At 73.7% G+C, this 18656-nt stretch carries 12 protein-coding genes and 1 pseudogene; 5 read left to right on the forward strand and 8 right to left on the reverse strand.

The window, feature by feature from the left end; genetic code table 11:
* Positions 1–16: 16 nt before the first annotated feature.
* From BS80_RS27590 to BS80_RS43105, 3 genes and pseudogenes are all read right to left on the reverse strand, one after another.
* Positions 17–2245, reverse strand: a complete 2229-nt coding sequence (locus BS80_RS27590; RefSeq protein WP_051967262.1) for an FUSC family protein — start codon at positions 2243–2245, stop codon at positions 17–19.
* A 161-nt stretch (positions 2246–2406) separates the two neighbouring features.
* A pseudogene (locus tag BS80_RS27595) lies at positions 2407–2574 on the reverse strand (precorrin-6A synthase (deacetylating)); the annotation flags it as partial.
* A 91-nt stretch (positions 2575–2665) separates the two neighbouring features.
* Positions 2666–5812: a putative bifunctional diguanylate cyclase/phosphodiesterase gene (locus tag BS80_RS43105; RefSeq protein ID WP_232246669.1), complete on the reverse strand. Its 3147-nt coding sequence runs from the start codon at positions 5810–5812 to the stop codon at positions 2666–2668.
* A 295-nt stretch (positions 5813–6107) separates the two neighbouring features.
* Here BS80_RS43105 and BS80_RS27605 point away from each other — a divergent pair, with 295 nt between their 5' ends.
* On the forward strand, positions 6108–9398 hold the full coding sequence (locus BS80_RS27605; protein ID WP_198045637.1) for an amino acid adenylation domain-containing protein: 3291 nt from the start codon (positions 6108–6110) through the stop codon (positions 9396–9398).
* Positions 9395–10168 carry a leucyl/phenylalanyl-tRNA--protein transferase gene (locus BS80_RS27610; RefSeq protein ID WP_035803208.1) on the forward strand — a complete coding sequence of 258 codons (774 nt, stop codon included), beginning with the start codon at positions 9395–9397 and terminating at the stop codon, positions 10166–10168. Before BS80_RS27605 ends, BS80_RS27610 begins: the two co-directional genes overlap by 4 nt.
* An 81-nt stretch (positions 10169–10249) precedes the next feature.
* On the opposite strand, the gene cspE is transcribed toward BS80_RS27610, so the two are convergent.
* A complete protein-coding gene (gene cspE / locus BS80_RS27615; RefSeq protein WP_035803210.1) occupies positions 10250–10459 on the reverse strand; it encodes a transcription antiterminator/RNA stability regulator CspE in 210 nt (69 codons plus the stop codon).
* Positions 10460–11302: 843 nt separating this feature from the next.
* Here cspE and BS80_RS27620 point away from each other — a divergent pair.
* Positions 11303–13372, forward strand: coding sequence for a sensor histidine kinase (locus BS80_RS27620; protein ID WP_051967265.1), 2070 nt, complete (start codon positions 11303–11305; stop codon positions 13370–13372).
* A gap of 6 nt (positions 13373–13378) precedes the next feature.
* Here BS80_RS27620 and BS80_RS27625 read toward each other — a convergent pair whose 3' ends face one another.
* From BS80_RS27625 to BS80_RS27635, 3 genes are all read right to left on the reverse strand, one after another.
* A complete protein-coding gene (locus BS80_RS27625; protein ID WP_035803217.1) occupies positions 13379–13597 on the reverse strand; it encodes a DUF2277 family protein in 219 nt (72 codons plus the stop codon).
* A 93-nt stretch (positions 13598–13690) separates the two neighbouring features.
* Positions 13691–14950: an RNA polymerase sigma factor gene (locus BS80_RS27630; RefSeq protein WP_035803218.1), complete on the reverse strand. Its 1260-nt coding sequence runs from the start codon at positions 14948–14950 to the stop codon at positions 13691–13693.
* Positions 14947–15342, reverse strand: a complete 396-nt coding sequence (locus BS80_RS27635; RefSeq protein ID WP_232246710.1) for a YciI family protein — start codon at positions 15340–15342, stop codon at positions 14947–14949. The genes BS80_RS27630 and BS80_RS27635 overlap by 4 nt, the downstream gene beginning before the upstream one ends.
* A 315-nt stretch (positions 15343–15657) precedes the next feature.
* On the opposite strand from BS80_RS27635, the gene BS80_RS27640 reads away from it, so the two are divergent.
* Together BS80_RS27640 and BS80_RS27645 are read left to right on the forward strand one after the other, a co-directional pair.
* The gene (locus BS80_RS27640) at positions 15658–15972 is read left to right on the forward strand and encodes a hypothetical protein (protein WP_035803222.1); all 315 of its coding nucleotides are present in this window, start codon (positions 15658–15660) and stop codon (positions 15970–15972) included.
* Between the two features lie 426 nt (positions 15973–16398).
* The gene (locus BS80_RS27645) at positions 16399–16659 is read left to right on the forward strand and encodes a hypothetical protein (RefSeq protein ID WP_035803224.1); all 261 of its coding nucleotides are present in this window, start codon (positions 16399–16401) and stop codon (positions 16657–16659) included.
* Between the two features lie 12 nt (positions 16660–16671).
* On the opposite strand, the gene acs is transcribed toward BS80_RS27645, so the two are convergent.
* Positions 16672–18642 carry an acetate--CoA ligase gene (acs, locus tag BS80_RS27650; RefSeq protein WP_035803226.1) on the reverse strand — a complete coding sequence of 657 codons (1971 nt, stop codon included), beginning with the start codon at positions 18640–18642 and terminating at the stop codon, positions 16672–16674.
* Between the last annotated feature and the right edge of the window lie 14 nt (positions 18643–18656).

The following is an 18656-nucleotide window of genomic DNA, read 5'->3' on the forward strand; positions in this document are numbered from 1 at the left end:
GGGCGCGGCGCCTGCCTCAGGGCGGCTGCGCCGGGGTGATCCGCCGCAGGTCGTTGGCCAGGCCGAGCAGCCAGGTGCCGGTGTCGAAGAGCAGCGGCAGCGCGGGCGGCGGCGTGTCGGTGCCGCCGTCGGTGATGCCGAAGGCGGGCGCGGACCGCAGCCACCGATTCGTCCGGTACGAGCCGGCCGGGGGCCCCTCGGGCCCCTGGCCGAGCCCGGACGCCGCCTCGGACGCGGACCCCGACCCCGACGCGGACCCCTGCCCGGGCCGCCCGTCGCCGCCCGCCAGGTCGAGCTCCTCGGCGAGGAGCAGGTACTGGCCCGCCACCTCGGCGGCGCGGTCGCGGATCCAGGCGCCCGAGTGCGGTCCGAGCCCCGCCGCGCCCGGCGGGTCGTGGTGGTCGAGCAGCCGCAGCGAGCCGTTCAGCGCGTGGTGGCCGGCGAGCAGAGCGGCCTGCCAGTCCAGCCGGCTGCCCCAGCTGAGGTCGGGCTCGGACTGCGCCTGCGCGTACGACGACTCGACCAGGGTCAGCGCGTGCTGGACGGGCGGGACCGACAGCACCCCCTGCCCGCCGCCGCGCGCGGTGACCGTGCCGGCGGTGTCCGTGACGGTCGTCGCGACGGCGTGCAGCAGCGCGCTGGTGGCCCGGCGCAGCTCGTCCTGTGCGCCGCGCGGCCAGGCCAGCAGCCCGCAGAGCAGGCCGATCATGCTGCCGGTCAGCACGTCCAGGAACCGCGCCTCGGCCAGCTGCCAACCGGCGGGCGCGAGTTGGGCGAAGACCACGGAGACCACCAGGGTGAACAGCCCCTGCGCCCAGCCGACCCCGAGGATCGGCCCGAGGCAGAAGGTGGCCAGCATCAGCAGCGGCAGGATCGCGGCGTAGACGTCGGTCTGCCGGCCGACCACGATCAGCAGGGCGGCGGCGACCAGCGCGCCCGCGAGCGTGCCGGTCAGCGCCTGGCGGACGGTGGTGCGGGTCTGCGCGGTCGTGGTGCGGGTGAGGGTCAGCGCGGCCAGCATCGCCCAGAAGCCGTGGGGCAGTGACACCACCCCGGCCACCGTGCGGGCGGCGGCCAGGCCCACGCTGGTGCGGACCGCGTTCTGGAAGTACACCGAACGCCGGCTGAGGTTCCAGGCCAGCCGGTGCCACCAGAGCCGGGGGGTGCTCAGCCCCGCGTACCAGAACCGCCCCGCCAGCAGCTCCGGGGGGACGTCGCGGCAGCCGAGGGCGATGTCGGCGGCCCGGACCATGGTGAGCGCGCCGCTGGCCGCCTCGATCAGCGAGGACTGGCGGCGCAGCACCCCGGGCGCGGTGCCGCTGCGGGCGACCCGGCCCCTGCGGTACGCGTCCAGGGTCGCCTGAAGTTCCGCGACCGCGCGCAGGCCGCCGTCGCCGGGCCGGCCGCTGCGCAGGAGCGTGCCCGCCTGCCCGACGGTCTCGCCCACCCGGGCCAACAGCCGCAGGCCCAGGCCGCCCGGCCGGTCGGTGGGCGTGAGCGGCGGCAGGTCCGCCAGGCGGGCCAGCAGCTCGCGCGCGCCCCCGCCCGCGTGGGACAGCGCCCGCTCCCGCACCCCGGGACCGGCCGGACGCTCGGCCGCGGGCACCCGCGACGGGCGCAGCGCCTCGCTCGCCGCCCGGGCCCGCTCGCGGGTGGCCGGGCTGAGCGCCCACGGCGGGCGGGTCAGTTCGTCGGTGCACCGCGTGACGGCGACGGCGGCCGCCGCCAGCAGTTCGGGATAGCTCGGGCAGGGCGGATCGGGCAGCAGCAGCGACTCGGCGGCGATGAGCAGCAGCAGGCCCAGGGTGGCGCCGGCCAGCCGTTCGTCCAGGGTCTGCGGCGAGTAGGGCGGGAAGCACGGCAGGATGTACAGCAGTTGCAGCCCGGGGGCGGCGCCCGCCAGCCGGGGCCCGCCGGCCGCCGCGAAGGCCAGGCCGAAGCCGATCACCAACATGCCCGCGACCGCCGCCTCGGTCCGCACGGCCAGCAGGCTGCCCACGCAGATCAGCAGCCAGCTCAGCGGCAGCAGCCGGGTGAGGACGGCGGCGCGCTGGCGTCCCGAGCCGGGGATCCGTGACAGTCCGGCCATCGCCACCGAGGCGAACAGCGCGTAGGTCGCGGTCACCGGCTGGTGCAGCCCGTACAGGCAGCCGTAGAAGCCGGCGCAGGCGGCCAGTGTGACGCGCACCGAACGCCGGGCCGCGGTGGCCGCCGGGCCGCTGCTGCCGAGCAGGTCGGCTGCCATGCGTCGGGCCCTCGCGCGCCACGTCGGAGCGCTCACCGGAGCACTCCCGCTGTCCGCTTCGTCGTCCATGCAGCCGCGCCCGCCTGGCAGTCGGGTCCCCTCGCCACTCCAGAGTCCCACCGGCCGCGCGGCCCCGCACACGCGCCCGGCCGGGCCCGGCCTCAGCCGTCCGAGCGGCGCAGCAGGTAGCTGTCCATGATCCAGCCCTTACGGGCGCGGGCCTTTGCGCGCAGCTCGCGGATCCGCGGGGCGGCGTCGGCCAGCGGACCGGCGACCAGGATCTCGTCCGGCGTGCCGAGGTAGGCGCCGTAGTGGATGTCGAGGCCCTCGGGGTCGCCCGCCCCGATGCCGATGACGAGGATCTGCTGCATACCCGTGATTCTCCCCGAGCCCGCGAGGCCCGTGCGGCCCGTGCGACTCCTACAGCGGCCGGGCCGAGAGGTCCCCGCCGGAGCGGATCAGCGAGCTGGCCCGCTCCGACGCCACCGGCCGCGAGAACAGGTACCCCTGCCCGAGCGGGCAGCCCATCATCGCCAGCAGGTCGCGCTGCTGGGTGCTTTCGATGCCCTCGGCGATCACCCGCACGCCCAGCGTCTCGGCGATCCGGGTGATGCCCTCGACCAGCGCGTACTGCTGCGAGGACTTGCCCAGCCCGTCGATGAAGGACTTGTCGATCTTCAGGATGGTGATCGGGAACTCGCGCAGGTAGCTGAGCGAGGAGTAGCCGGTGCCGAAGTCGTCGATGGCCAGCCGGATGCCCAGCTCGCTGAGGGTCAGCATGTCCGCCCGGATCCGGTCGTCGCGGCGCATCAGGACGCTCTCGGTCAGCTCCAGGACCAGCGAGCCGGGGTCCAGCGCGTACGAGTCCAGGGTGTGCCGCACCACGTCGACGAAGCCGGGGTCGCGGAACTGGCGCGCGGAGACGTTGACGCTGACGTACAGCGGCGTCGGCACGGGCAGGCCGGTGCCGTTGTCCGGGGCGGTCCGCTGCCAGCGGGCGGCCTCCTCGGCCGCGTGGCCGAGCACCCAGGCGCCGAGCGGGACGATCTGGCCGCTCTCCTCGGCCAGTCCGATGAACTGCTCGGGCGGCACCATGCCACGACTGGAGTGCGGCCAGCGCAGCAGCGCCTCGAAGCCGACCAGGCCGCCCGAGGCGATCTCCACGATCGGCTGATACAGCACGGTGAACGCCGTCGCGGCGACCGCCGCGTCCAGGCTCTCCTGGAGCTCGTGCCGTTCGACCATGCCCGCCTGCAGGACGGGGTGGAACCGCCGCCACTGGCGCTTGCCGGCCCCCTTGGCCGCGTACATCGCCAGGTCGGCGTGGGCCAGCAGCTCGGCGGCGTCCTCGCTGTCCTCGGTGGTGGCGATGCCCACGCTGACCGAGACGTTGACTGGCCCGGTGCTGAGCCGGAACGGTTCGGTGAACGCCTTGATGACGTGGTTGGCGAAGGCCTCGACGTCGGCGGGGCCCAGCGAGTTCTCGATCAGGACGGCGAACTCGTCGCCGCCCAGGCGGGCCGCGGTGTCCGAGGCGCGCGCGATGGTGGACAGCCGGAGCGAGACCGCCACCAGGAGTTCGTCGCCGATGCCGTGGCCCATGGTGTCGTTGACGACCTTGAAGTCGTCGAGGTCGATCAGCAGCACGCCGGCCGCCACGCCCCCGCGCACCCCGCGCAGGAAGGCCTGGTTGACCCGGTCCTGGAAGAGCACCCGGTTGGCGAGGCCGGTCAGCGAGTCATGGAAGGCGCGGTGGCTGAGCTCGCGTTCCAGCTGCCGCTGCTCGGTGACGTCGCGCAGGGTGAGCACCAGGCCCAGCACGGTGGGGTCGGTGCGCAGGTCGCTGGCCCGCACCTCGACCTCGATGTCCACGTTGTCGTGCCGCACCATCCGCCAGTGCTCGCGGCGGTCGCGGTGGTCGCGGCTGCGCATCTGGGACAGCGCGCCGACCGCTGTGGCGCTCTCCTCCGCGGGTACCAGGTCGACGATCGGGGTGCCGACCAGCCCGGGGTAGCCGAGCACCCGGTCCGCCGAGGAGCTGGCGTAGCGGACCCGGTCGTCGTCGTCGAGGATCAGGATGACGTCCGAGGCGTTCTGCACCAGGGTGCGGAAGTAGGCCTCACTGTTGCGGCGGGAGACCTCCTGGCTGAGCGTGATGCGCTCCAGCGCCAGCGCGGCCTGGGCGGCCAGCGACTCCACCGTGGTGATCAGCGGCACCAGCTCGTCCTCCTCGCCGCCGATGATCAGGACGCCGATCAGCGGGTCGCCCGAGGGACGGTCCGGCAGGGCCAGCGGGCAGAGCAGCGCGTCGGCGCAGCCGGGCAGCAGCGCGGTGAACTCCCCGCCCAGTTCGGGCACCGGCCGCAGCCGGGTCCGGCGGGTGACGATCATGGCGTGCTCGGCGGCCGGCAGCCGGGGGAAGAGCGGGCCGAGGGCCGCGTCACCCGGGCCGGACGGGAAGCGTAACCGGCCGTCGTCGCTCAGCCCGAGCAGCACCAGGCGCTGCGAATTGGTCGGCGGCAGCGCGGCGCCGGCGGTACGGATCGCGGCGGTCACCTCGTGCAGGCTGGTGGCCACGGCCAGCGAGCCGACGGCGGTTCGCAGCGCCCGTTCGCGCGCGACGGTCAGCCGGTGCGCGGCGACCACGCCGGAGAGCCGGGCCAGCACCAGCAGGAACAGCAGCGCGGAGAAGGCGCCGACCACCCCGGCGTCGCGGTTCTGGCCCCTGGCCGACTCCAGCAGCAGCACACCGGGGGCGATCATCGAGGCGAAGCAGAGCAGCCCGATCCGGCCGCGCCCGACGTCGGAGCGCTGGCGCAGCACCGGCCGGGTCATCGTCACCATCGACGGGTGCAGCGCGGCCGCGCCCCAGGCCGTGTAGTACATCGCCCAGCCGAGGTCGACGGCGGTGCCGATCCGCCAGGTCCCGTAGAGCTGGATCAGCCCGAACAGGACGTCCGAGACCAGCATGCCGATGGTGCCGAGCGTGAGCAGCCGCAGCGACCAGCTCTTGGGGCCGTGTGGTACCAGCAGGCGCAACAGCATCGCCAGGACCAGGATGTCGCCGAGCGGGTAGGCGATGGCGAAGGCCTTCTGCACCCAGGTCAGGTCGGCGCTGTGCACGTTCGGCAGGACGATGTAGATCCACGAGAGCAGGGTCAGCGCGGCGGTGAAGGTCAGCGCGTCGATCAGGCTGCCACGGTCGCGCCCGGCGCTGCGGCGGCGGATGAAGATCAGCAGCCCGGCCGCGTACAGCGGGTAGGTCGCCAGGTAGAAGACGTCCGCCACGGACGGGAACGGGTTGCCCTGGTGCAGCAGCTGGGTGAGGACCACCTCGGCGACCTCGCCCGCCGTGAAGCTCAGGTTGGCCGCCGCGAGCAGCAGCCACGGCAGCGGGTGCGAGGGGCGGTTGCGCAGCGTGCCGAGCAGGATGGCCGCCACGCCACCGAGGCCGATCCCCGTCCACCAGACGATCCGCTCGCCGGGATGCACGTAGTACATGACCGTGAACAGGCCCATCCACCCGAGAAATCCGAGCATGACGTACTGCCACCGCCACCTGGTCATCGCATTCAGCATGCAGTGCTCCACCGAGATACGCGCGAGAGCAACCGACGGGTACTGCCGTGTGTACGGGGTACGCACCGCGTACGCACGATTGGTGCCGGGAGGTCGCGCGGCAGATTTCGGGCGGAATTCCCCACCAGCATACCCGACCACCCTGAAGGTGTAATTCCCGCTCCTGACGGTGCACTTGCACGTGCGGAAGGCTACCGCCGGTCGCCATCGGCTGCCGGTTCGGCGGGCAGGCGTATATTCGAGATACGTTCGCGATCGCCTAGAGAGCGGGAGGGCCGACGTGGTGGACCGCGACTCTTTCTCGCCACCGGCCGACGAATTGCAGACGGTCGTCAGGAATGCCAGGGGACAGTATTCGCTCTGGCCGGCCGCACTCCAGGTCCCGAGGGGTTGGCACCGCCAGGGGGAGCCCGCCTCCCGAGCCGCCTGCGTGGCCGCCGTCGACGCGAGTTGGACGCGACTGCGCCCGGTCGGCAGCGGGCCGGCGGCGGCCACCGTTCCGCAGCTGCTCGCCGAGCGGGCGGCGGTCGCCGGCCACCGGACGGCGGTGCTGTCGGACCACGGGTCGCTCAGCTACGCGGAGTTGGAGCACCGGGCCGACCGTCTCGCCCGCCGGTTACGCCGCTGCGGGGTGGGCACCGAGTCGGTGGTGACGGTCCTCCTGGACCGGACCCCGGCGATGGTGGTCGGGCTGCTGGCGGTGCTGAAGTCGGGCGGCGCGTTCCTCCCGGTCGCCCCCGACCTGCCCGCGCGGCGGCTCGCCCAGTTGGTCGAGGACTCCTCCTGCGCTGCGGTCCTGACCAGCAGCGATCACGCCCGGTTCGTCACCGGTGGCGCCACCGTCGTGCTGGTCGACGAAGCGGAGGCCGACGCCGATGCCCGCTCGGACCCGGTGCTGCCGGGCGGCCCGGAGCCCGACGACCTCGCGTACATGATCTACACCTCGGGCTCGACCGGCGTCCCCAAGGGCGTGATGGTCGATCACCGGTCCTTCGCCCGGGTGTTGCTGAACCTGGTCGACGCCTACGTGCTGCGCCCCGAGGACCGGGTGCTGCAACTGGCCGCCCTGGGGTTCGACACCTCGCTGGAACAGATCTTCACCACGCTGCTCGGCGGCGGGACACTGGTCCTCGCCCACGGCCCGGGCTGGGCGCCGACCGAGCTGACCCGCCGACTGCGCGAGCACGGCATCACGGTCGCCGACCTCACCCCCTCCTACTGGCACCAGTTCCTCGGCGCGGCCCGCCAGGAGGTCGCCGCCGCGGCCTCGCTGCGGCTGCTGATCGTCGGCGGCGACAGCGTGCACGCCGACGACTGCCGCCGCTGGCTGCGCCGGATGCCCGCCGTCCAGCTGGTCAACGCCTACGGGCTGACCGAGACCACCATCACCTCCACGCTCTGCCACCTGGACACCGAGGTCCTGGCGGGCTCGCACGCCGGCCCGGTGCCGATCGGCAACCCGCTCCCGGACACCTCCGTGCAGCTGCTGGACAGTGCGCTGCGCCCGGTCCCGGCGGGCCGGCGCGGCGAGATCTTCATCGGCGGCAGCGGGGTGGCACGCGGCTTCTGGCGCCAGCCGGGCCGGACCGCCGACGCGTTCCTGCCCGACCCGTACGCCGACGAGCCGGGCGCGCGGATGTACCGCACGGGCGACGCCGGGCGGTGGCGCCCGGACGGCCGGCTGGAGTTCCTCGGGCGGATCGACGACCAGGTGAAGATCCGCGGCTACCGGGTGGACCCGGCCGAGGTCGAGGTGGTGCTGACCTCCCACCAGGCGGTGGGCCAGGTCGCGGCGGTGGCCGCGGCGGCGGGCCGCGAACGGGAGTTGGTGGCCTTCTACACCCGGGCCGGTCCCGCGGTCCCGGAGGCGCAGTTGCGGTCCTTCCTCGCCGAGCGGCTGCCGGGCTACATGCTGCCGACCCGGCTGACCGCCGTCGAGGCGCTGCCACTGGACCACAACGGCAAGGTGGACCGCCGACGGCTGTCGCTCGGCACCGGCATCCGGGACGCGTCGGCCGACGTGCCCACCGGCCCGCCGCCCGCCGCGCTGTTGCCGACGGGCGATCCCGGGGAATCGGTGGCGGCCGGTGTCTCCCAGCTCTGGGCCCAACTGCTGGACCTCGAACGGGTCGGGGACGACGACGACTTCTTCCGGAGCGGCGGCAACTCGCTGCTGGCGATGGAGATGCTGGCCCGGGTGCGGATCATGTTCGGCATCGGTGTCACCCAACTACGCGCGCTGACCCGGGCGTTGCTGGAGGACGCCGCACTGGCCCCGTTCGTCCGCAGCACGCTGGCGGCCCGTGCCGGGACGCTGGCGGAGAACGGCCACGGCCGGGTGGACTTCGCGGCCGAGAGCCGCCTGCTGGTGCCGGTCAACCAGGCCGGGCGCCCCGAGCCCGACTGGCGCCGGCCCGCCGACGTCCTGCTGACCGGAGCCACCGGCTTCTGCGGCGCCCACCTGCTGGAGGAGCTGCTGCGCAGCACCGACGCCCGGATCCACTGCCTGATCCGGGCCAGGGACGCCGGGCACGCGCTGGAGCGGCTGCGCGCCGCCTGCCGTCGCCACCTGGCGCACGACCAGCTCGGCGAACGGTCGGCGGACCGGATCATCCCGGTCCTCGGCGATCTCGCGGAGCCGCTGCTGGGCCTGGAGCCGGACCGCTTCCACGCGCTCGCCGACAGCGTGGACCTGATCTACCACTGCGGCGGCCAGGTCAACTTCATCTACCCGTACCGCGAGATGAGCGCCGCCAACATCGCCGGGACCAGGGAGCTCATCCGGCTGGCCGGCCACTCCCGGGCGATTCCGCTGCACTACCTCTCCAGCATGGCGGTGCTGGCCGGCTACGGCGCCGCCGGGGTGCGCCGGGTGACCGAGGACAGCCCGCTGGCCCACCCGGAGTACCTGGCGGTCGGCTACGTCGAGGGCAAGTGGGTGGCCGAGGCGTTGCTGAAGGAGGCCTCCGCGGCCGGGCTGCCGGTCTCGGTCTACCGGCTGAACGACGTGACCGGCGACCAGCGGACGGGCGTGATGAACACCAACACCGAGGTGTGCGCGCTGATCAAGTTCATCGTCGACGCGGGGTGCAGCCCGGACGTCGACCTGCCGCTCGACTACCTGCCCGCCGACTGCTTCGCCCAGGCGCTGGTGCACATCTCCACCCGGCACCGGGCGACCGGTGAGACCTACCACCTCACAAATCCGCGGGACGCGTCGATCGACACCCTGGTCGAGCGGATCCGCGCGTTCGGCTACCCGGTGGAGGAGCTGCCGTTCGCGCAGTGGGTCCGGCGGTTCGCGGGCTTCGCGGCGGCCCATCCGAACCACCCCATGACCTCCTTCCTGCCGCTGTTCGTCGACCGCAGCCCGGGAACCGACCTGACCGTCAGCGAGCTCTACTTCCGGGGCACCTTTCCCGCCTTCACCAGGGACCGCGCCGAAGCGGCGCTGGCCGACAGCGGGATCCGGATCCCGCCGGTCGGCGGGGAGTTGCTGGACCGCTACCTGGAGAACCTGCTGGCGACCGGCTACCTGGCCCCGCCGCGGGTCGGACGCGGAGCGGCCGCATGACCAGGAGGTGCGCCGACTGGGCGGCGCTCGACCTCTCCCTCGCGCCGGCCGGGGGACCGGTGGCGTTCTGCGGCGACCTGGGACCGGAGAGCCTGCTCGCGGCCTACCGGGCCGGGCTCTACCCGTTTCCGGCCGCCGACCCGATGCTGCGCGACCTCAACGAGGCGCTCTTCGAGGAGCAGGTCGCGGACGGCCGGGTCGCGCTGGTGGGCCGCGAGGACATCGACCCCTACGCCGTCTCCTGGTGGTCGCCCGACCCGCGTCCGGTGCTGCCGGTGGCCGGGATGCGGCTGGGCCGGACCCTCGCCAAGCAGGTCCGCAACCGGGCGCCTTGGTCGACCAGCCTCAACCGGGCCTTCGGCGAGGTGGTCGAGGCCTGCCGGGAGGGCCGTGAACCACGCTGGCTGACCAAGGAGTTGGTCGACAGCCTGGCCCTGCTGCACGAGTCGGGATGGGCGCTGAGCGCGGAGGTCTGGGAGGACGACGCGCTGGTGGGCGGCGTCTTCGGCGTCCGGGCCGGAGCGGTGCTGAGCCTCGACTCGATGTTCCACCGGCGCTCCAACGCCGCCAAGGTCGCGGTCGCCGATCTGGCGGCGCGGTTCGGCCAGGTGGGCGGCGTGCTGCTGGACACCCAGTGGGACAGTCCGCAGACCCGCGGCATCGGCGCCGGCCCTCTGCCGCGCACCCGCTACCTCGACCTGCTGCACACCTCGCCCGACCTCCCGCCCCCGGCCGCGCACCCCCTCCCGGCCCGCCGCCTGGCCGGCTGAGCCCGCGCGGCGTCCCATCCCGGTGTGGGGCGGGACGCCGCGCGGGCTCAGCCAGGTTGGGGCAGCTGCGAGTGAGGTGGGTCAGATGGCCACGACGTTGACCGCGCTCGGGCCCTTCTGGCCGTCCTGGATCTCGAACTCGACGTTCTGGCCCTCGGCCAGCGTCTTGAAGCCGTTGCCCTGGATCGCCGAGAAGTGGACGAAGACGTCCTTGGTCCCGTCCGCCGGGGTGATGAAACCGAACCCCTTCGACTCGTTGAACCACTTGACCTGACCCTGTATCGCCGCCATGTAGATGTCCTCGCTCGTGTCCGAGGCGCGGCCGACAGCGGCGCGCCGCGACGATCATGCCCAACGGCGAGGGCGGAGAAACGGATCGGTCGCGACGAGCGTGGTTGGCAACTTCTCGCCATCTGTCGTCATTCGGTCACGCACCGTCGATGCCCTGCTAGCATCATGCCCATGTCAATCCGCGTATGTCTCTGGCATCCGGTTCGGCCTGGCCGCCACCGCGGCAGACTCGCCGCATGTCCCGCGCGCCCGCCCGCCGGGCCCCGCACCTGCGCGGTGAACGCCCGTCCGAGATGCGGTTCCGGCGAGCCGTCCTCATCATAGGCACGGCCCGACCGGCCTGAACGCCCTTTTCCTGGAACGTCGTTCCCTCCCCTCTGCCGCGTTGCGCCGCCGGCTCCGGTCCGGTCCCCGCGCCGCTCTCCCGCGCCCTTTCGCTCCGGATGCCGGGGCCTTCGGCCCGTCCAGCGGCCGCGCCCACGGGTGTGCCCGGCTCTCGGGCTCCCTCCGCCCCCTCCCCTCCCTCTTCGCGCTTCTCTCCGCCTTCGCCTGGTTCGGTCCACATTCACTCGTCCTCCGCGTCAGCGCGGGGTACCGCTCCTAAGGGTTTCGACACACGTGCACGGGTCATCTGAGGAAAACGAGGCATCCACCGCCACGCCGGATCCATCGGCGTTCCCGAACAACGCTGGGGCCGGCACGGCGGGGGAGGGCAGAGGCGCACGGCACGGCCGCGGCCCCGGGCGCACCGGTTGGGGGAGCTCCAGTCCTGACATACCGTCAAAATCCGTTACCCATAAGGGTTACGCGCTGCGGAACTGGCGGATCCGCAGCCGGCTGGCGGTGCTGCTGGCGCTGCCGGTGCTGGCGGCCACCGTCCTGGGCGGGCTGCGGGTGCAGAGTTCCCTGCAGCGAGGCCAGGCCCTCGCCGCGGTCACCGCGACCAACCGGCTGACCGGCGCGGCCACTTCGCTGGCAGACGCGTTGCAGCAGGAGCGCGACGTCTCCGCGAGCATCCTGCCGGCCGCGCAGGCGGCCCCGCCGGTCCCGCCCGCCCCGGGCGCGCTGGCCGTCCAGCCGGTCGCCGTGAACGCCGACGTCCAGGCCGCCCGTGACGCGACCGACCGCGCGCGGGCCACCTTCGGCACGGTCACCGCCGCCGTCAAACCCGACACCCTGCCCGGCGGTGACATCGCACTGAACGACGTGCAGTCCGGACTCCGGGAGTTGGCGCTGATCCGGCAACAGGCGTTCGCGCCGACCAGCACCGGCCGCAGCACGGTCCAGAAGACCGTGGCCGACTACGACTCGGTCATCCAGAGCGTCATCGGTCTCGGCCAGGACATGGCGCTGGGCACCGGCAACGCCCGGATCATCCGCACCGCGCACGCCCTCCAGCAGTTCTCGCTCGCCCAGGACGACACCTCCGTGGTGCGCGCGGTGATCGGCGCCGCGCTGGCCGGCCCCGGGCAGCGGCTCAGCCCGGACGACCAGGCGTACGCCGCCCAGGCGGCCAAGGACCGCGAGAGCCTGCTCAACGCGTTCCGCGCGGCCTACGGCAGCGCCGCCGCCGCGCCGTTGCTCGCCTCGCTGACCCAGGACTCCAGCACGCTGGACGCCGACCAGTACGCCCGCCAGGTGCTGTCCGACCCGAGCGGCCGCACCACCACGAGCGGCGAGATGTCCGCCGCCACCTGGACGAGCCTGGCCGGGCGCCGCATCCAGGCCATGAACCAGGTGGAGCAGCACCTGATCGCCGACATGAACGGCCAGGCGGCCGACCTGCAGTCGCGCACCCGGCGCACCGCCCTGCTGAACGCGATCCTGATCTCGCTGGTGCTGCTGGTCGCGGTGGGCGGAGCGGTCCTGGTGGCGCGCTCGATGGCACGCGCCCTGGCCCGGCTCCAGCGCGCGGCGGAGGACGTCGCCGAGCACCAACTGCCGCAGCTGGTCATCGCGTTGTCCCAGGCCGAGCCGCAGGAGGTGAACGCCGACGTGACCCCGATCGGGATCGACACCACCGACGAGATCGGCCATGTGGCGCACGCCTTCGACATGGTGCACCGCGAGGCGGTCCGACTGGCCGCCGAACAGGCGCTGCTGCGGGGCAACATCAACGCGATGTTCACCAACCTCTCGCGCCGCAGCCAGGGCCTCATCCAGCGTCAGCTGTCGCTGATCTCGGAGCTCGAGAGCCGTGAGACCGACCCGGACCAGCTCGCCAGCCTCTTCAAGCTCGACCACCTCGCGACCCGCATGCGCCGCAACGGCGAGAACCTCCTCGTCCTCGCGGGCGAGGACCCGGGCCGCCGCTGGACCCGTCCCGTCCCGCTGGTCGACGTGCTGCGCGCCGCCGCCTCCGAGGTGGAGCAGTACGAGCGCATCGAACTGGCCGCCGTGCCCTCCGCCGAGGTCGCCGGCCGCGTCGTCAACGACCTCGTCCACCTGCTCGCCGAGCTGCTGGAGAACGCCACCTCGTTCTCCAGCCCGCAGACCCGCGTGCGGGTCACCGGCCACGCGCTGCCGGACGGCCGGGTGCTCGTCGAGATCCACGACACCGGCATCGGCCTCAGCCCCGACGACCTCGCCGAGATCAACGAGCGGCTGGCCAACCCGCCCACCGTCGACGTCTCGGTCTCGCGCCGGATGGGCCTCTTCGTGGTCGGCCGGCTGGCCCTGCGGCACGGCATCCGGATCCAGCTGCGCCCCAGCGACACGTCCGGGACCGCGGCCCTGGTGGTCCTGCCCGCCGACCTCACCCCGGCCGGCGCCCCGCCGGCGGCCGTGCACGCGACCGCTCCGCCCGTCGGCGGCTACGCCGGGCGGCCGCTCGGCCCGGCGGAGGCGCTGCCGGCCGTCCAGCCGGGTGAGCCGTTGCCGCAACGCGACCTGCTGTCGGGACGACGGCGGTAGGGCGGATTACGCCGCGGCGGCGCCGCGGACCACGAGGGCGGCGAGCAGCTCGTGGGTGGCCTCGGCCACCGCGTCCACGGCGGCGTCGAAGGCGGCCTGGTTGTGGGCGGCGGGGGCGCGGAACCCGGAGACCTTGCGGACGTACTGCAGGGCGGCCGCCCGGATGTCCTCCTCGGTGACGTCGGGCGTCGTGGGCGGGCGGAGGGTCTTGATGCTTCGGCACATGACCCCAGTCTGCGCCACCGGCGGGGTGCGGCGCGGGGGAAGGGTCACGTTCGGTTGTGGCGTGACCGTCGCCGGGCGGACGGCGGAACCGGGTCACGGCGGTGCGGCCAGGCGGGCGGCCCGCAGCGTGAGGTAGTGCCGCTCGGGCAGGCTGGCCGTCCGCTCGGCCGCCGCGCGGTAGTTCTCGACGGCGCCCGGCCGGTCGCCGGCCATCTCCAGCAGGTGGGCCCGGGCCACGAAGAGCCGGTGGTGACCCGCCAGCCGCGGGTCCGCCGCGACACCCGCCAGCAGGGCCAGCCCCTCGGCCGGGCCGTGCACCATGGCGGTGGCGACGGCCCGGTTGAGGGTGACCACCGGTCCGGGGGCGATCCGCTCCAGGACGCCGTAGAGCGCCAGGATCTGCGGCCAGTCGGTCTCCGCGGCCGTCCGCGCCTCGTCGTGGAGGGCGGAGATCGCCGCCTGCACCTGGTAGGGACCCACGGGTCCGCGCGGCAGCGCCGCCGTGATCAGGGCGACGCCCTCGGCGATGGCGGCGGCGTCCCAGCGGGCGCGGTCCTGGCGGTCCAGCGGGATCAGTTCGCCGTCGGGGCCGGTGCGCGCGGCGCTGCGGGCGTCGCTCAGCAGCATCAGCGCCAGCAGCCCGGCGACCTCGCTGTCCCCGGGCAGCAGGGCGTGCACGGTCCGGGTCAGCCGGATCGCCTCGCGCGAGAGCTCGACGCGCAGCAGCTCGGGTCCGGCCGAGGTGGCGTAGCCCTCGTTGAAGATCAGGTAGAGCACCTGCAGGACGCTGGCGAGCCGGGTCGGCCAGTCCTCCCGGTCCGGCATCCGGAAGGTGGCGCCGGAGGCCCTGATCCGCTGCTTGGCCCGGCTGATCCGCTGCCCCATGGTCGCCTCGGGCACCAGGAAGGCGTGGGCGATCTCGGCCGTGGTGAGCCCCGCGACCGAGCGCAGCGTGAGCGCGACCGCGGAGGTCGGCGACAGGACGGGGTGGCAGCAGAGGAAGAGCAGCCGGAGCGTGTCGTCCCGGCCGCCGGTGTCCTCGCTGTCCGCCGGGGGCGCCGCCTGCCTGTCGTCCGGCACCTGGCGGGCCACCAGGTCCTCGCGACGACGGCGCGCCTGCTCGCTGCGGACCTGCTCGATCATGCGCCGGCCGGCCACCTGGACCAGCCAGCCACGCGGGTTGCCGGGCACCCCCTCCGTCCGCCACTGGACGGCCGCCGCCAGCAGCGCCTCCTGGACGGCGTCCTCGGCGTCGTGGAAGTCCCCGAAACGCCTGGTGAGCACGCCGACCACCTGCGGCGCGAGCCGGCGCAGCAGGTGATCGACGGGTTCCTCGGTGTCGGACGAGGTCACAGCTCGCCTTGCGGCGCGGACATCACCTGGCGGACCTCGATCGGCATGTTCAGCGGCGCGCCGCCTGGGCCGGGGGCCGTCGAGACGTAGGCGGCGATCTCCACCGCCCGCTCGGCGCTGTCGCAGTCGACGATCCAGAAGCCGGCCAGGAACTCCTTGGTCTCGGCGAACGGCCCCTCGGTGACCACGGGCGCGCCGTCGGCCCCGGCGCGGACGATCCGGGCGGTGGCGGGCATCGCCAGGCCCTGCGCGTCGACCAGCTCTCCGGCCGCGCTGAGCTTCTGGTTGGCCTCCACCATGAAGCCGATGTGCGCCTGCACCTCCTCGGCCGACCAGGTGTCGATCGGCGGAAGCGCGTCGGACATGTCCTGGCTGAACTGCATCAGCAGCATGTACTTCACGGCTCTGCTCCTTGCTTCGCGCGCCCCCTGCGGGCGCTCTCACTGTTCAGTAGAAGCAGACGCCGTGATTTCGACATCCTCGCCGCGACAATCGCACGGAGGCGACTGAACCGTGGCGATCAGGCGTCGCCCTGGGCGGCAGCGGCGTGGCGCTGGCGCTTGCTGAGCGCGGCCTGCGAGAGGTCCTCGGCCTGGGATAGCTGGGAACCTCAGGCAGTCCGGGACGTCCGGTTCCACCGCGTTTTCTGCGGGCCGGGCATGGACAGTCGCCGGTTTACCGGGGGCTATGGCGGTTAGGTGGTCCGTATGAGCCGATTTGTGCTGACCATTCCGGGAACCTTCAAGCATCCGCTCAGCGGGCAGTCGCGACGCCGGCTGCTGAACGCGCTGCGCGGCGTCGATCCCGACGAGGTGGGCACGGTGCCCCCGGACCTGGACGTGCTCAGCGCCGACGAGGGCGACACCAGGTTCGTGCTGCGGCTGGAGGTCACCGCCGAGGACAGCGGGGCGGCGGAGGGCCTGGCGATGAGCGTGGCGCTGACCGCGCTGGCGGCGGCCGACTACGCGGAGGACGACGTCTTCATGGGCGACGCGGTGGTCACCGCGATCGACGTGGGGTAGGCCAGGGGCCGGTTCGGGTCCGGGTCCGGCTCCGGGGACGGCGGCTCGGGGTCGGGGCCCGGGCCGGGCTGCGGCGGCCACGGCGGGACGGGGGCCGGCTCGGGCGGTACCGGGGGCAGGGGTGCGGGGTCGGGGGGCAGCGGCCCGATGTCGGGGTCGAGGGGGACGGGGACGGAAGCCATGATCGTTCGCTCCTCCCGGGGGGATCAGGGTCGAAGGGGTGTCGCACCCGCGCGCCTACCCGGGCTCGGGTCGGGCAATCGGCGCGGGAACTGCGTACCCGTACGACTTATTCGGCCCGTCGGCGCGTCGGCCGCCGCAGGGTGCCGCGGCTCGGTCGAATGGGAGCGCCGGCAGGCCGTGGCCGCCCCCACCGGACCGTCCTGCCCTCTGCACGGCACTCGCGACACGTGAAGGGAACCTCCCATGCGTCACCTGCGTCGACTCCCCACCCTGGCCGTGGTGGTGTCGCTGCTGGCCGGCACCGCCGCACTGGCGGCCCCGGCGGCTCCGGCCGCCGCCCGCCCGCTCCCCGCCCCGGCCACCCAGTACTGCGCCACCGTCGTCGGGCACCAACTCGACGGCCGCGGGCACTCGATGCTGCTCGGCAAGGCCTGCTCGGCGGTCTCCCGCGCCGACGCCGTCACCCGGGCCGCCGCTCCCGTACTCCAGGTCTTCCCCGGCTGACTTCCCCGGCGCTCAACTCCGGTCGGCGTCACCCCCGGTGGGCAGCATGTCCTTGATCAGGTCCATCACCGAGGTGTCCGTCAGGGTGGTGACGTCGCCGAGCGCGCGGTGCTCCGCGACGTCCTTCAGCAGGCGTCGCATGATCTTGCCGGAGCGGGTCTTCGGCAGCTCCTGGACGATCAGGACCTGCCGGGGCCGGGCGATCGGGCCGATCTGCTCGGTGACGTGCGCCCGCAGCAGCGCCGCCGTCTCCGGCGGCCCCGGCTGCGGCTCCTGGGACGCGCGCAGGATGACGAAGGCGACGATGCCCTGCCCGGTGGCGGCGTCCGAGGCGCCCACCACGGCCGCCTCGGCCACCCGGGGGTGCGAGACCAGCGCCGATTCCACCTCGGTGGTGGAGATCCGGTGGCCGGACACGTTCATCACATCGTCGACCCGGCCGAGCAGCCAGATGTCGCCGTCCTCGTCCTTCTTGGCACCGTCCCCGGCGAAGTACACGCCGGGAAAGCGCGACCAGTACGTCTCGCGGTAGCGCTCCTCGTCGCCCCAGATGGTGCGCAGCATGGCGGGCCACGGCTCGGTCAGCACCAGGTAGCCGCCGGAGCCGGCGGGCACCGGGCGGCCCTCGTCGTCGACCACGTCCGCGCCGACGCCGGGCAGTGGGCCGAGCGCCGAGCCGGGTTTGCAGGTGCTCAGTCCCGGCAGCGGGCTGAGCATGTGGGCGCCGGTCTCGGTCTGCCACCAGGTGTCCATCACCGGGCAGCGGTCGCCGCCGATGTGGCGGCGGTACCAGATCCAGGCCTCCGGGTTGATCGGCTCCCCGACCGAGCCGAGCAGCCGCAGGCTGGACAGGTCGAAGCCGGCCGGGAACCGCTCGCCCCACTTCATGAAGGTGCGGATCGCGGTCGGCGCGCAGTACAGCACGGTGACGCCGTAGCGCTGGACGATCTCCCACCAGCGGCCCTGGTGCGGGGTGTCGGGCGTGCCCTCGTACATCACCGAGGTGGTCCCGTTGGCCAGCGGCCCGTAGACGATGTACGAGTGGCCGGTGACCCAGCCGATGTCGGCGGCGGTCCAGAACACGTCCTGCTCCGGCTTGATGTCGAACACCGCCCAGTGCGACCAGGCCGCCTGGGTCAGATAGCCGCCGCTGGTGTGCAGGATGCCCTTGGGGCGGGCGGTCGTGCCGGAGGTGTACATGATGTAGAGCGGGTGTTCGGCGTCGAAGGCCTGCGCCCGGTGCTCGGTGGACTGACGGTCCACCAGCTCGTGCCACCACACGTCGCGGCCCTCGGTGAAGGCCACCGGTGCGCCGGTGCGGCGCACCACCAGGACGCTCCGGACGGCCGGGCAGCCCGCCACCGCCTCGTCCACCGCGGGCTTCAGGGCAGCGGGCGCGCCCTTGCGGAAGCCGCCGTCGGCGGTGATCACCACCCGGGCGTCGCAGTCCAGGATGCGCCCGCGCAGCGCCTCGGCCGAGAAGCCGCCGAAGACCACGGTGTGCGGTGCGCCCAGCCGGGCGCAGGCGAGCATCGCGATCGCGGTCTCCGGGATCATCGGCATGTAGAGCGCCACCCGGTCGCCGGCCCGCACGCCCAGTTCCACCAGCGCGTTGGCGGTCCGGCAGACCGCGTCCTTGAGGTCGGCGTAGGTCAGGGTGCGCCGGTCACCGGGCTCGCCCTCCCAGTGGAAGGCCACCCGGTCGCCGTGCCCGGCGGCCACGTGCCGGTCCACGCAGTTGTACGCGACGTTCAGCCGGCCGCCGACGAACCAGCGGGCGAACGGCGCCGAACTCCAGTCCAGCACCTGCGACCACGGCTGCTCCCAACTGAGCCGGTGGGCCTGCTGCTCCCAGAAGGCGAGCCGGTCCTCGGCGGCCGCCCGGACGGTGTCGGCCGTGACGTTCGCGGTCGCCGCGAGTCCGGGCGGGGGCGGGAAGCGCCGACTCTCGTGCAGCAGGTTGGACAGTGTCTGGTCGGTCATCCCTCGGCGCTCCC

Origin of the sequence: Kitasatospora mediocidica KCTC 9733, assembly GCF_000744225.1 — a bacterium.
Lineage (GTDB): Bacteria > Actinomycetota > Actinomycetes > Streptomycetales > Streptomycetaceae > Kitasatospora > Kitasatospora mediocidica.